Raw genomic sequence first — 13,417 nt, 5'->3', positions numbered from 1 at the left:
CAGCGGCCACAGGGGTACCGGCGGCACCGCACCAGGCACCGCCGTCCCGTCACGAGGAGCTTCACGACCGGCCTCACGACCGGCCTCAGGACGGGCCTCACGAGAGGCCTCACGACGGCTCGATGACGGCTTCCCGACGGCTTCACGACGAGCAAGGCCAGGTGAACGGCATGGACGACGCCCAACCGCCGGTGCGATCGGTGCGACGGCCCGCGATGTACCTGCGGTGCCACCCCTACGACACCCGCGAGGCGGAGTACGTGCGCACCGCCATGGAGATGCTGGCCGTCCGGCGGGGACTGCCGTTCCCGGACGTCTACGCCGACCACGGCCGGTCCGCCCGGGGCCCGCTGCCCGCCTTGGAGAACCTGCTGGCGGCGGCTGAGGACGGGTGGGTGGACGTCGTCCTGGTCCCCGGACCGTTCGTCTTCTCGCTCGACGACCGCGCCGCCGCGGAGACCGTCGCACGACTGGCGCGGGCGGGCTGCGAGGTCGTCGAGGCACCGGGCCGCGTCGTACGGCCCCTCGTCCGGGTCCCTGACGGCGTCCCCACCGGCATCCCTGCCGGAATCCCGGGCGGCGTCCCCGTCGGCCTGCCGGGGTGAGGTGAGCCGCGCCGGCCGGCCGGCCGGCGCGGGACCGGAACCGGGACCGGTCCTTCGGCGGCCGTCGGACCGGGCCCGCCCGACGCCCCCGCCGGGGGCGGGGGCATCATAGGGGCATGCCCGCCCAGACAGGATGTGCCGCCCGCCAGGACCGTCCCAAGGCACCGCGGCGATGAGCCGGCCTCAGCCCCCGACCGCCCACGGCGCCGGATTCCCGCTCGTGGGCCGCGACCACGAACTCGCCCGCGCCCGCGACGCGCTGTCGCACCCGCCCGCCGTACTCGTCGTCGAGGGCGAGGCCGGCATCGGCAAGTCGCGCCTGGTGGCCGAAGCCGTCGCGGCCGGCACCGGCCCCGGACGCGCCGTGCTCAGCGGCCTCTGCCACCCGCTGCGCGAACCCCTGCCGTTCGGCCCGGTGGTGGAAGCCCTGCGGGACGCCGCCGCCCTGCTGCCCCCGCCCGGCGACCTCCCGCCCAGCGCCGGCGCGCTGCGCTGGGTCCTGCCCGACCTCGCCCCGTTCCTGCCCCCCGCGCCGGCCGGCGGTGAGGGCCTGCTCTCCGGGCGCCACCTGCTGGTCCAGGGCCTGCGCGCGCTGCTCGGCGCCCTCGACGACGCGGTCCTGGTGATCGAGGACCTGCACTGGGCCGACGACGCGACCCGCGACCTGCTGCTCCAGCTGGCCCGCGACATGCCGCCGCGGCTCGCCCTCGCCGTCACCTACCGCGCCGAGGACATGCCGCCCGACGCCCCGGCGTTCGGCGCCGCCTACCGGCGCCCGCCCGGCGTGGCCGGTGCACTGATCCGGCTGGGCCCGCTGACCGAGCCCGACGTCCACGAGCTGGCCCGTGCCGCGCTCGGCCCGCGCGCCACGTCCGACCTCGCCCGGGTCCTCTTCGACCGCAGCCAGGGCCTGCCCCTCACGGCGGAGGAGGATCTGCTCGCCATCGCCGAACGGCCCCGGACCGAGGGCAGGACGGGCAGCCGTCCGGGCGGCGCCGATCCGGCCGGCGACCTGGCCGCCGAGCTGGCCCGGCGCGACGTGCCGCAGGGGCTGCGCGACGCCGTCACCGAACGGCTCGCCCGGCTCAGCGGCGACGGTGACGCCGTCGTGGCCGCCGCCGCCGTCCTCGCCGTCCCCGCGGACGAGGACCTGCTGGCCGCCGTCGCCGGCCTCGAACCCGGCCCCGGCGCGAACGGCCTGACGGAGGCCCTGCACGCGGCCGTCCTCCACGAGAGCGCCCCGGACCGCTACGCCTTCCGCCACGTGCTCGCGCAGCAGGTCGCCTACCAGCGCGTCCCCGGTCCGCAGCGCCGGCTGCTGCACCGCAGGGCGGTCGAGGCCCTGGACACCCGCGTCCCCCGGCCGCTGGTCCAGATCGCCCACCACACGCTCGCCATGGGCGACCGCCGCGCCTGGCAGGACCTCGCCCAGGCCGCCGCCGACCAGGCCGTGGCCCTCGGCGACCCGGGCAGTGCCCGCGCGATGCTGCGCAGCCTCCTCGACGAACCGGGCCTCGACCCGCAGCGACGCGGCCGGGCCGCGCTCGCGCTGGCCCGGCTCGCGGCCGACGACGTGGACCCGGCGGCCAGCATCCAGGTGCTCAGCGGCATGATCGCCGACCCCCGGCTACCGGTCGCGGACCGCGGCGAGATCCGCCTCGCGCTCGGCTTCCTCACCGCCGTCCACAGCGGGAACCGGGCCGGATTCGACCGGATCCGGGAGGCCCTGGACGAATTGGAGGAGCGCCCCGCCCGGGCCGCCCGGGCCATGGTGGCGATCGCCATGGACGAGCGCGACGGCGCCGGCCGGCACGCGGCGGACTGGCTGTCGCGGGCGGACCGCCTGCTGGCGGACAGCCCCGACGAGGACGTCGCCGCCGCGGTGCTGGCCACCTCCCTCACCTTCCTGGCCCGGGACGGCGACCCGGCGGTCTGGGACCGGCTGGACGAGCTGCCCCGCTCGTCCGAGCGTCCCGAGATCATGCGGCAGACCACCCGGGCGCTGTACAACACGGGCGAGATCGCCATCGAACTCGGCTACGACCGGCGGGCCTCGCACCTCCTCGCGGAGAGCCGGCGGCTGGCCCGGCAGGCGGCCATCCCCTACCTGGAGTGCTACAGCCGCCTCGCGCTCATCCGGCTGGACATGCTGGCCGGCCGCTGGCAGGGGCTGGAACAGCGCTTCGACACGCTGGGCGCGGAGTTCGACGACCTGGCGATGGCCGGGGCCGAACGCTCCCTGCTGCTCGGACGGCTGGCCGCCGCCCGCGGCCGGCTGGCGCTGGCGCGCGAGGAGTTCGAGATCGCCGGCCGGTACGGCCAGCGGGAGTCCCAGGTCACCGCCGCGCTGCGCGCCGCCGCCGGGCTCGCGGGCCTGCAACTGCTGGAGGGCGACCCCGTCGCGGCCGCCGCCACGGTCGGCCCCGCCCTCACCACCGCGCGCCAGGCCGGCGCCTGGGCCCGTACCGCCGAACTGCTGCCGGTCGCCGTCGAGGCGCTCATCGCCACCGGCGGCCGCGCCCTGGCGGGCGCCGTCACCGAGGAGGCCGCGGACGCCCTCGCCGACCGGGGCGCCCCGGCGGTGTCGGCGGCCATCGAACTCGCCCGGGGACTGCTGCTGAGCGCGGCCGGCGAACCCGGCGCCGACCAGGCGTTCACCAGGGCCCGGGACCAGTGGCACGACATCGGCCGGCCGTACGAGGCGGCCCGGGCCGACGAGCGGATCGCCGCCGCGCTGGCGCCGCACGACCGCGTCCGGGCGACCGAGCGGATCGCCGCCGCGGAGCGGGTCTACCTGGACGTGGCGGCGACCTCCGACATCGCGCGCTGCCAGAAGCTCCGCCGCGACCTGGACCTCGGCAACACCGGCTCGCCGGGGCGCCGCGGCTACGGCAAGCGCCTGTCGCCCCGGGAGCGCCAGGTCGCCGAACTCCTCGCGCAGGGCGCCGGCAACCAGGACATCGCCCAGGCGCTGTTCCTCTCGCCCCGGACGGTGGAGCACCACGTGGCGAACGTGCTCCACAAGCTGGGCACGAGCCGTGCCGAGACTGCGCGGGCCCTCGCGAAGGCCGATGCGGACGAGGGCGGGGACGGTCCGGCGGACGGGAACCCGGTCTGACCTGCGGCGCTTCGGGGAGTCGCGGGCGCGCCGCGGCACCGGGGTGCGGCTGCGGGGGGCCGGACCGGCGGGGCGGCCGCAGGGCGACGACCCGGGGCTGCGGCCCCGGCCGGACCCCGGGCCGCCCCGTTCCCGGGTGGCTCCCCCAGCGTTCCCCCAGGTCGTTAGGTAGTCACCCGCATTGATCCGGGCGGTCCGGGCCGGTTCCCTGGAGTTGCCGGCGAGAAGGGCCGCCGCGCCCCCGACCAGGAAGGCTCCGACGACATGAGTGCACGTCACCACTCGATGAACCCGCCCGCCGCGCCGCTGTGCGCCGAGGACCGGGCGCGTGCCACGGTACGGATCTCCCCCTCCCCGCGCAGGGCCGCCCAGCACCCGCTCGCCCTGGTGCGTCTCGCCAGGCTGAGCCGTCCCGGATCCGCGTGACCGCTCGCGCCGACGGACCGGCGCGCCCGCCCCGGGCCGGCGCGGTCCGGGGCCGGCCCGGGGCGGGCGGCGCACACCGCTGACGACGTCGCGGACGGTGCGGCCCGCGCAGCCGGAGCACCTGCCCGCTCCGACCAACTCCGGCCCCCTACCGGACTGCCAAGTCACTCGCACCGCAGCGGATTTCGCAGCATTTCCGCTCCGCACGGAACCGCCCTCTGGCACACTGTCGGCTGTCCGAGGAGGCGTTCGCCACGAGGAGTGCCGTGACATCCGAGCGGAGTGGGTCAAGAACCGGAGAAGTCCGGATCTCGGTGTCGGAGCCCGAGCAACTGGGCTCCCTGGAACGATGGTTGACGGAGACCGGGCCCGAGGCGGCGGTCGTGCGCCGTGCCGGGACGCCCGGCCCGGGCGAACAGGGCGCACTGGACGTCCTGGCAGTGCTGGGCGGATCCTCCGGTCTGGTGGCGGCGATCCGGGTGCTCCCCGAGTTCATCCGCTCGCGGCGCAAGAACTTCCGGGTCGAGGTCGTCCACGGGGAGCGGAGCTTCACCCTCGAAGCGGAGAACGTCGACGACGTGCTGCCCGTACTGGAGCGGCTCCTCGGTGAATGACCGTTCCGGCGTCCGCGACTTCTCGCGTTCGGCGGCGGTCCTCGTCGGCACGGCCGGCTACCGGCACCTCACCCAGGTGCCCGCCGCGGCGCACAGCATCGCCCGGATGCACGGACTGCTCACCGGCGACCTGTGCGGCTGGCCCGAGGAGCGGGTCTCGGTACTGCTGGACGTCCCCGGCCACGAGAACCTGCCGGACCGGCTGGTCGACCTGTTCGCCGACGCCCGCGACACGGCCCTGTTCTACTACGTCGGCCACGGGCAGGCCGACGACCGGAACGAGCTCTGCCTGGCCCTGCCCGGAACGCGGTCGGACGCCGAGCGGCGGGCCACCACCAGTCTGCAGTTCGAGGCGGTCCGCCACGCCCTGCGGCACAGCCGCGCCGACACCAAGATCGTCATCCTGGACTGCTGCCACGCCGGACTCGCCGTCACCCGCGAGGGCACGCTGGCACCCGAGCGCGACCTCATCACCCTGGCCACCGTGCCGGACATCAGGGGCGTCACGGTCATCGGCGCCGCCGGGCCCTACGGGACCGCACGGTTCGAGCAGGACTCCGACGACGGGCGCCCCCACACCGTCTTCACCCGCTACCTGGCGGAGATCATCGAGACCGGCATCGAGGGCGGACCGGCCGAACTGACCATCCGCGAGGTCTACGAGCGCCTGGCGGACAACCTGGCCCGCGACCGCAAGCCGGCGCCGACCCGGCTGGTGACCGGAGAGGCCGACCTGTTCGTCATCGCCCGCAACGCCGCCGCCGCGCCCGGCCCCCCGCACGCACCCGCGGACGGCGCCGCACCCGGAAGCGCGAGCACGGCGGCGGGCCCGGGACCGGCAGCCGCCGACACACCCGCCCCGCCTCCGGGCACACCCCCGGACACGCGCACGGGCACTCGCACGGACATACGCACGGACAGCGCGAGCGGCCGCCGGCCGCCGCACCCGGTCCGGCGTCTCGCCCTGCCCGTGGCCCTGGCGCTCGTCGCCGCCGTCACCGGCTACGCACTGGCCCCCGCCCTCGGGGGTCGCGGACTCCCCGCCGCCCCGAAGGGGACGGACGCCACGAGCCCGCGAGCCGCCGCCGGTGGCGGCGAGCTCACCGGCTCACGGGAGATCCTGCCCGCCACCGACGTGGACCTCTCCGCCGGGGACAGCCTCGACTGGGTCCACTGGGGCTACCTCCCGACGGACGCGAACAGTACCGACACCTATGTGCAGGGCCCCACCTCCCAGCAGTGCCCCGACGGCCGGTACTGCGTCACCCGCCGCACGGGCGCCTTCCTCATCGGGGACCCGGTCCGGCTCGGCTCCGATCCGCCGTGGCGGATCCACTACCGCGACCAGCCGGTCACGTTCTCCTGGCACGGCGGCACCCCCTACGAGTCCGTCCACGCGGCCCGGACCGTGGTGTTCCAGGGCGGTGACGGGGCGGGCTTCCGGCTCTCGGTCCCCGGCGGCACCGGCACCCGGGTCCTGCGCCTGTACACGGGGTACCACCAGGCGGCACTCCGCTGCGTCGCGTCCCTGCGCGACGGCAGCGCCGAGGCCTACACGGACACGGCCGGCAGCACCCCCGGCCCGCTCAACGCCAACTACTACCTCGTCCACACGCTGACCTACCGCCCCCGCGACGCCACCCAGCCGCTCGACGTCCGGATCACGCTCGACCGGAACTTCGGCGGCGGCAACGTCGCCCTGATCGCCGCCGTCCTGTCCTGACGCCGTCCCGTCCCGACGCCCTCCTGTCCCGACCCCGTCCCGACCCCGTCACGAGGCGGGGAGGCGGGGAGGCGGGAGGCAGCGGAGACAGGAACCGGAAGACAGACCGCAGGAGGCAGGTCACAGGAGGCGGCGCTTCGGAGGCGGCGGGGTCGGGCGGGATGGGCCCTGCCTGACCGGCCAGGCAGGGCCCGTACCCCCCGAGGGAAATCAGCAGACCACGGGCACCGCGAGGGTGGCGGTCGACGGCGGCCAGCCCCACTCGGTGACGTCGACCAGGGCCTCGACGGTCGAGCCGCACGGGGCGGAGCCGGTGATCCGGCCCACCTCGACGCCGCTGCGCGGGACGACGGGGGCCGGCTTCAAGGCGCCGAGCTGGGGGCCGCCGACCACCGAGGCGGTGAAGGTGAAGCCGACCTTGCGCGACGTCCAGGAGACGCCGAGCGGCTCGGCCGTGGCGGAGAACGAGACCTCGTTCCCGTAGACGACGGCGCAGAGTTCGTTGACCACGACGCCACGGTAGCCGGTCACGCAGGTCCTCGTGACGGCGGCGGACGCGGCCTCCCCGGAGGCCCGGTCGGCGACCTGGGCGGAGGCCTGAGCGGCGCCGGCGACGGTCAGGAGAGTACTGCCGGCAAGAATGGCGAGGAGCCGATTCATCGGGTGTTTCCCGTTCGTGGGTAGGGATGTCCATTGGAAGCCATGTGACATTTCACGCTTCACACCTCACATACTGCCATGGATTCAATCGGAATATTGTATTCCAACCTTGTTTTTGAAGACTACTTCCGGTTTCAGCCTTCATCTGTCCAAATCTCGCCGCTGCGGTGTCCCCGCATGGCGCCCCGTTGCCGCCCGTGAACAGTTGGTTGCGGCGGTTGCCCGCGCTCCCCGGGCCTGCGCAGGATGGGCGGGCCCGGACCAACGGGCTGACAGGAGGCGGTCGTTCGTCGTGCCAGGTAAGCAGATCCACCTCGCCGTGTTCCTTCCCGGGATCGGGAACCCCACCGTCTGGTCCGACCCGCGCGCCGGCAGCCAGATCGGCTTCGAGACCTTCACCCACGTGGCGCGGACCGCCGAGCGGGGGAAGTTCGACTTCTTCTTCCTCGCCGAGGGCCTACGGCTGCGTGAACACAAGGGCGAGCTCTACGAGTTGGACGTCGCCGGGCGCCCCGAGGCACTGACCGTGCTCAGCGCGCTCGCGGCCGTCACCTCCAGGATCGGGCTCGCCGCCACCGTCAACTCCACCTTCAACGAACCGTACGAGGTGGCCCGGCGGCTGGCCGCACTGGACCACCTGAGCGAGGGCCGGGCCGCCTGGAACGTGGTGACCAGCTGGGACGACTTCACCGGCGAGAACTTCCGCCGCGGCGGCTTCCTCGCGGAGGCCGACCGGTACACCCGGGCCGCCGAGTTCCTGCAGACCGCACGGGAGTTGTGGGACAGCTGGGCGGACGGCGACGTCCTCGCGGACACCGCGGCCGGCCGGTTCGTCCGGCCCGGGGCGGGCGCCTTCACCCACCGGGGCACGCACTTCGACATCGCCGGCCGGTTCAACACGCCGCGCCCGCCGCAGGGCCACCCCGTGGTCATCCAGGCCGGAGAGTCCCCGCAGGGCAGGGAGTTCGCCGCCGCCGAGGCCGACGTCATCTTCAGCCGGTACGGAAAGCTCGCCGAGGCACAGGACTTCTACCGCGACGTGAAGGGCCGGCTCGCCGGCCACGGCCGCACGCCGGACCAGCTCAAGATCCTGCCCGCCGTCTCCTACGTGCTCGGCGACACCACCGAGGAGGCACACGAGCACGCCGCCGAGATCCGCCGGGCACAGATCAGCCCGCAGACGGCGATCGCCCACCTGGAGGCCGTCTGGGGCCGCGACCTCTCCGGCTACGACCCGGACGGCCCGTTGCCGGAGATCGACCCCGATCCGGACAGCCTGCTGCTCCAGGGACACGCACTCTTCCGGATCGACCGGGCCGAGACCGCCCGCACCTGGCGCACCCTGGCCCAGGAGCGCGGCCTGAGCGTCCGCGAGCTGGTCACCGAGGTCACCGGCCGGCAGACGTTCATCGGTACGCCGCGTGAAGTCGCCGACGCGATGGACGAGTTCGTGCAGAGCGACGGATCGGACGGGTTCGTCATCACCCCGCACCTGACCCCGGGCGGACTCGACGAACTCGTCGACCGGGTGGTGCCCCTGCTCCAGGAGAAGGGCGTGTACCGCACCGACTACAGCGGCAGCACGCTCCGCGACCACCTCGGGCTGACGGACGCCCGCCGACCGGCACAGGAGGCCACCGCATGAGCCGCACCCGGCCGGACCGGCCTCCGCTGCACCTCGCCGTCGCGCTCGACGGGGCCGGCTGGCACCCCGCGGCCTGGCGCGCCGAGGACGCCCGCCCCGGCGAGCTGTTCACCGCCCGCTACTGGGCCGACCTGGTGGCCGAAGCCGAACACGGCCTGCTCGACCTGGTCACCCTCGAAGACACCCTCGCCCTCCAGTCCGCCGACCCCACCGGGCCGGACGAGCGGACCGACCAGGTTCGCGGCCGGCTCGACGCCGTCCTCGTCGCCGCCCGGGTGGCACCGCTCAGCTCGCGGATCGGGCTGGTGCCGACCACCAACATCACCCACACCGAGCCGTTCCACCTCTCCACGGCCCTCGCCACCCTCGACTTCACCAGCCTCGGCCGGGCCGGCTGGCGCCCGCAGCTCTCCTCCCGCGCCGACGACGCCGCCCACTTCGGCCGCCGCAGCACACCGCAGCTCACCATCGACGACATCCACGACCCCGACACGATCTCCAAGCGCCTCGCCCCGCTCTTCGACGAGGCCGCCGACGTGGTCGACGTGGTCCGGCGGCTCTGGGACAGCTGGGAGGACGACGCCGAGATCCGCTCCACCACGACCGGCCGCTACCTCGACCGCGGCCGCCTCCACCCGATCGACTTCACCGGTGAGCACTTCGCCGTCCGCGGCCCGTCCATCACCCCGCGCCCGCCGCAGGGCCAGCCGCCGGTCGCCGTCCTCGCCCACGCGCGCATCCCCTACGAACTGGCCGCCAAGGGCGCCGACCTGGTCTTCGTCACCCCGCACTCCCCCGCCGGCACCGAAGCGATCCTGGCCGAGGTCGCGGCCGCCCGGGCCGCGGTCGGCAGGCCGGCCGACCTGCCGCTCAAGGTCTTCGCCGACCTCCTGGTCCTCCTCGACGAACGCCCCGGCGAGGCGGCGCGCGAACGGGACCGCCTCGACGGACTCGACGGCGCACCGCTGCGTTCCGACGCGGAGATCTTCACGGGGACGCCCTCCGAACTCGCCGACCTGCTCCTCGACCGGCACACGGCGGGGCTCGACGGGTTCCGGCTGCGCCCCGGCCGGCTGCCGCACGACCTCGTGGCGATCGCCCGCGGACTCGTCCCCGAGCTCCAGCGTCGCGGCGCCTTCCGGACGGAGTACACCGCGCGGACCCTCCGCGGCCACCTCGGCCTGCCCCGGCCCGCCAACCGCTACGCGGCCGAGCGCACGGGCTGACGGGCCCACGGGCTGGCGGGCTGGCGGGCTGACGGGCTGGCGGGCTTCCCACTCGGCCGGCCTCCCCGGCCCGGCCCGGCCGCACGTCAGGGGCCGGGCGGGGTGGTGCGGTGGCGGGCGCGGTAGGCGCTGGGCGTGGTGCCGGTGAGCTGCGCGAAGTGGTGCCGCAGGCCCGCCGGGGAGCCGAAGCCGGTCCGGACCGCGACCGCCTCCACCGGTTCGTCGGTGCGCTCCAGCAGTTCGCGGGCCCGCCGGAGGCGCAGGCGCAGCAGGTAGCTCGCGGCGCTGCCCCCGGTGCGCGCCCGGAAGCGGCGGTTGAGGCTGCTGACGCTGATGCCGGCGTGCGCCGCGATGTCGGCCGGGGTCAGCGGCAGGTGGATCCGGGTCTCCAGCCAGCTCAGGGTGTCGTCGAGTCCGCTGCTGTCCGCGAGCCGGCGGTCGATGCCGTCGCGGACCCGTTCGGCGTGGACCAGGAGCGGGCTGAGCAGTTCGCGGCAGGTCTCGCCGGCGACCTGCTCGCCGCGGTCCTCGGCGAGCACCCGCAGGCAGACGTCCATCCCGCCGAAGACCCCGGCCGAGGTCAGGAAGGGGCCGTCACTGACGAGCGTCCCGGCGGGGTCGACCTCGACGCGGGGGTGCCGCCGGGCCAGTTCCTCCTGGTGCCGCCATCCGGTGGTGGCCCGGCGCCCGTCGAGAAGGCCGGTGGCCGCGAGGACGAACACCCCGGTGCCCACGGCCCCGATCCGGGCGCCCTGCTCGGCGGCCGCGTGCAGGACGTCGAGCAACTCCGGTGCGGGGCGGTCACGGTGGGCTTCGCCGGCCTCGTGGGCGGGCAGCAGGACGACGTCCGCGCCGGCCGCGCCCTCCAGGCCCCACGGCAGGGTGATCGCGGCCGGGGCGGGCGACCCGATCCGGGCCGGGCCCGGGCCGTCGCCCACGGCGCACAGCCGGACGTCGTACGCGGCGGCGGGACGGTCGCGGGCGGCGGCGCCGAACACCAGCCCCGGGGTGGTGAGGTGGTGTCCGGGCAGGCCGTCGAGTGCGAGAACGGCGATCACTGGCATGGTGGAAGGATATTCCGGGAGGGTTCGGACACGGACGGGGAGGGTGGGCGCTCGCCGGGGAGGACGCGCGGGCCCGTCCGGCGCGCCGGACGGGCCGGGCCACCGGACGGGCGGGCGCACCACGCGGCGACAGCGACAGCGATGGCGACGGCGGAGCACGCCGCACGGCCGGGCGCGCCGGACGGGTGGGGCGTCAGTCCCCGTAGGTCCGGATGGTCGCCCGGATCCAGTCCGCGTACGCCGGCACGCTGGTGTAGAGCCCGGGGCCGGTCGAGCAGGTGGGGTCGGTGTCACCGTCGCCGGACGTGGTTCCGATCAGCTCCCAGCGCCCGCCCCGGCCGCGCTGGATCTGCGGGCCGCCGGAGTCCCCGATGCAGGCCATCGCCCCGGGCTCCTGGCTGATGGTGCACAGCCGGGTCAGCCCCGCGCGGCCGGGCGTGCACTCGTCGACGGCGCCGCGGCGGGTGTCGAGCTGCTGGAGCCGCCCGGCGAAGGCGGCCTTGGTGATGTCCGTGGTGTCGACGACGGTGCCGAAGCCGAGGAGCCGGGTCGGCGTCCCCGGGGCCCCGGGGCGGTCCGCGATCCGGATCGGCGTCTGCGGGGCGGGCCGGTCGAGGCGCACGAGGGCGAGGTCGTTCTCGTTGGGCGAGCCGAGCGCGTAGCCGGGGTGGGTCACGGCCCGCTCGATGCCGCGCACCGTGCCGCCGGAGGTGCGGCGGTCGGAGGCGATGCGCACGATGCCGTCGGGCTTCACCAGGTTCGTGTCGACGCAGTGCGCGGCGGTCAGCACCCACCGGGGGTGGATCAGGGTCGCACCGCAGACGCCGTCGTCGAACGCGAGGCCCGGGACGGTCATCGGGATCGACGCCATGAACGGGTAGCGGGCGGTGGCGTCCTGTCCGTTGACGATCGCCTCGGCCGGCGCGGTCATGGTCGCGGCGCAGGCGGCCGTGGCGAGGGCGACGGCGACGGTGCGCGCCGCACGGCGCAGGCGGGAACTGGGCTTGGACACGAGCGATCCGTTCGTTCGGGGGGCGCGCGCAGGCGCGCCGCGGGATGGTCGGGACCGGCGACCGCAGGCCTCTGACCTGCGGTGCCGTCTGCGTCCATCCTTCGCTCCGGGCCCGGGGGCCGACAGCGGCCCCGGGGTCACCCTGGGCTAAATTCTGGACATGCCAGTGATCGCCGTCCTCGCGCTCGACGGTGTGCCGGGCCACCGGCTCACCGCACCCGGGCTGTGCTTCGGCACGGCCGCCCGCTGCCATCCGCAGGTCTCCTACGAGGTGCGGTACTGCGCGGCCCCGGGCTTCCGCAGCACCGGCGGCCCGGCCTCCTTCGGCCTCGACACCCCGTGGGGCCTGGACGGTCTGGACGGGCTGGGCGCCGCCGACACCGTGCTGGTGCCCGGGCCCGACGGTGCCCCGGACGGACCGCCGCCCGGGGTGGCCGACGCGCTGCTGGCCGCCGCCGCCCGGGGCTGCCGGATCGGGACGGTCGGCTCGGGGGCGTTCACGCTGGCCGCGACCGGACTGCTGGACGGCCGCCGGGCCGCCACCGGGCGCGGGCTCGCCGCCGAGCTGTCGAGGCGTCATCCCCGTGTCACGGTGGACCCGCAGGGGGCCGTGGTGGAGGCGGACCCGTTCTACAGCGCCGCCGGGGTGCTCGGCGGCCTCGACCTCTGCCTGCGGCTGATCACCCTCGACCACGGTGTGCCCGTCGCCGTCGAGACGGAGCGGCAGGTCTTCCTGGAACTGCACGCCCCGAACGGGCCCCTGGACGGCGGGGCCGGCGGCGGCGCGGCCGTGCCGGGGGCGTCCGGGCCCGGCCTGGCGCCGACCGTCCGGTGGATGGAGGCCCACCTCGACCATCCGCTGACCCTGGACGACATCGCCGACCACGCCGGGCTCACCGTGCGCGGCCTGACCCGCCGCTTCCGGGCGGAGACCGGGCTGCCGCCGCTCCAGTACCTCCTGCGCTCCCGCGTCCAGCGGGCGCAGCGCCTCCTGGAGCGCGGCGACGAGCCGGTGGCGAGGATCGCGGCCCGCACCGGGCTGGGGACGCCCGCCAACCTCCGGCACCACTTCCAGCGGTACACGGGCACCAGTCCGAGCGTCTACCGGACCGCGTTCCGGTCGACGGTCGCCATGCTGACGTCGTCCGACGCGCGGGCGGGCGGCCCGGACGGCGGCGTGGACGGCGTGGACGGCGTGGACGGCGCGAAGCCCACGGACGGTGTGGACAGCGGCCGCGGCGGCCACAGCGGCGCCGGGGAGGCCGGTCCCCCGCCGCGGTGAGCGCCGGGCCGGCGGACGGCGGACGCCCGCTGCCCGCGACAC

At 75.8% G+C, this 13,417-nt stretch carries 11 protein-coding genes; 8 read left to right on the top strand and 3 right to left on the bottom strand.

All coding sequences use genetic code 11. From position 1 onward, the window contains the following. Window positions 1–170: 170 nt before the first annotated feature. The 5 genes from AC067J_RS20925 (at window position 171) to AC067J_RS20905 (ending at window position 6,486) form a co-directional block, all read left to right on the top strand. Window positions 171–605, top strand: coding sequence for a hypothetical protein (locus AC067J_RS20925; protein ID WP_478301269.1), 435 nt, complete (start codon window positions 171–173; stop codon window positions 603–605). A gap of 172 nt (window positions 606–777) precedes the next feature. Continuing rightward, window positions 778–3,723, top strand: coding sequence for a helix-turn-helix transcriptional regulator (locus tag AC067J_RS20920; protein WP_478301267.1), 2,946 nt, complete (start codon window positions 778–780; stop codon window positions 3,721–3,723). Between the two features lie 264 nt (window positions 3,724–3,987). Next, a complete protein-coding gene (locus AC067J_RS20915) occupies window positions 3,988–4,149 on the top strand; it encodes a hypothetical protein (protein ID WP_478301265.1) in 162 nt (53 codons plus the stop codon). 266 nt (window positions 4,150–4,415) lie between these two features. Further along, window positions 4,416–4,763: an effector-associated constant component EACC1 gene (locus tag AC067J_RS20910; protein WP_478301263.1), complete on the top strand. Its 348-nt coding sequence runs from the start codon at window positions 4,416–4,418 to the stop codon at window positions 4,761–4,763. Then, a complete protein-coding gene (locus AC067J_RS20905) occupies window positions 4,756–6,486 on the top strand; it encodes a caspase family protein (protein WP_478301261.1) in 1,731 nt (576 codons plus the stop codon). The genes AC067J_RS20910 and AC067J_RS20905 overlap by 8 nt, the downstream gene beginning before the upstream one ends. A gap of 210 nt (window positions 6,487–6,696) precedes the next feature. Here AC067J_RS20905 and AC067J_RS20900 read toward each other — a convergent pair whose 3' ends face one another. Continuing rightward, window positions 6,697–7,146 carry a hypothetical protein gene (locus tag AC067J_RS20900; RefSeq protein ID WP_478301260.1) on the bottom strand — a complete coding sequence of 150 codons (450 nt, stop codon included), beginning with the start codon at window positions 7,144–7,146 and terminating at the stop codon, window positions 6,697–6,699. A gap of 292 nt (window positions 7,147–7,438) precedes the next feature. On the opposite strand from AC067J_RS20900, the gene AC067J_RS20895 reads away from it, so the two are divergent. Further along, complete coding sequence (locus AC067J_RS20895) at window positions 7,439–8,791, top strand: NtaA/DmoA family FMN-dependent monooxygenase (protein WP_478301258.1); 1,353 nt, start codon at window positions 7,439–7,441, stop codon at window positions 8,789–8,791. Then, window positions 8,788–10,017 (top strand): LLM class flavin-dependent oxidoreductase, encoded by a 1,230-nt coding sequence (locus AC067J_RS20890; RefSeq protein WP_478301256.1) that lies wholly within the window; start codon window positions 8,788–8,790, stop codon window positions 10,015–10,017. The genes AC067J_RS20895 and AC067J_RS20890 overlap by 4 nt, the downstream gene beginning before the upstream one ends. An 86-nt stretch (window positions 10,018–10,103) precedes the next feature. Here AC067J_RS20890 and AC067J_RS20885 read toward each other — a convergent pair whose 3' ends face one another. Together AC067J_RS20885 and AC067J_RS20880 are read right to left on the bottom strand one after the other, a co-directional pair. Then, a complete protein-coding gene (locus tag AC067J_RS20885; RefSeq protein WP_478301254.1) occupies window positions 10,104–11,081 on the bottom strand; it encodes a GlxA family transcriptional regulator in 978 nt (325 codons plus the stop codon). A gap of 193 nt (window positions 11,082–11,274) precedes the next feature. Then, on the bottom strand, window positions 11,275–12,093 hold the full coding sequence (locus AC067J_RS20880) for a S1 family peptidase (RefSeq protein ID WP_478301253.1): 819 nt from the start codon (window positions 12,091–12,093) through the stop codon (window positions 11,275–11,277). A 160-nt stretch (window positions 12,094–12,253) separates the two neighbouring features. On the opposite strand from AC067J_RS20880, the gene AC067J_RS20875 reads away from it, so the two are divergent. Next, window positions 12,254–13,375: a GlxA family transcriptional regulator gene (locus tag AC067J_RS20875; RefSeq protein ID WP_478301251.1), complete on the top strand. Its 1,122-nt coding sequence runs from the start codon at window positions 12,254–12,256 to the stop codon at window positions 13,373–13,375. Window positions 13,376–13,417 lie beyond the last annotated feature (42 nt).

It is taken from the genome of Kitasatospora sp. NPDC042419 (assembly GCF_056437345.1).
This window is presented reverse-complemented; position numbering and strand designations above follow the sequence as displayed.

Coding starts and splice junctions, on each gene's coding strand:
- AC067J_RS20900 (WP_478301260.1), bottom strand. CDS start 7,146: ATGAATCGGCTCCTCGCCATTCTTGCCGGCAGTACTCTCCTGACCGTC.
- AC067J_RS20875 (WP_478301251.1), top strand. CDS start 12,254: ATGCCAGTGATCGCCGTCCTCGCGCTCGACGGTGTGCCGGGCCACCGG.
- AC067J_RS20885 (WP_478301254.1), bottom strand. CDS start 11,081: ATGCCAGTGATCGCCGTTCTCGCACTCGACGGCCTGCCCGGACACCAC.
- AC067J_RS20890 (WP_478301256.1), top strand. CDS start 8,788: ATGAGCCGCACCCGGCCGGACCGGCCTCCGCTGCACCTCGCCGTCGCG.
- AC067J_RS20925 (WP_478301269.1), top strand. CDS start 171: ATGGACGACGCCCAACCGCCGGTGCGATCGGTGCGACGGCCCGCGATG.
- AC067J_RS20920 (WP_478301267.1), top strand. CDS start 778: ATGAGCCGGCCTCAGCCCCCGACCGCCCACGGCGCCGGATTCCCGCTC.
- AC067J_RS20915 (WP_478301265.1), top strand. CDS start 3,988: ATGAGTGCACGTCACCACTCGATGAACCCGCCCGCCGCGCCGCTGTGC.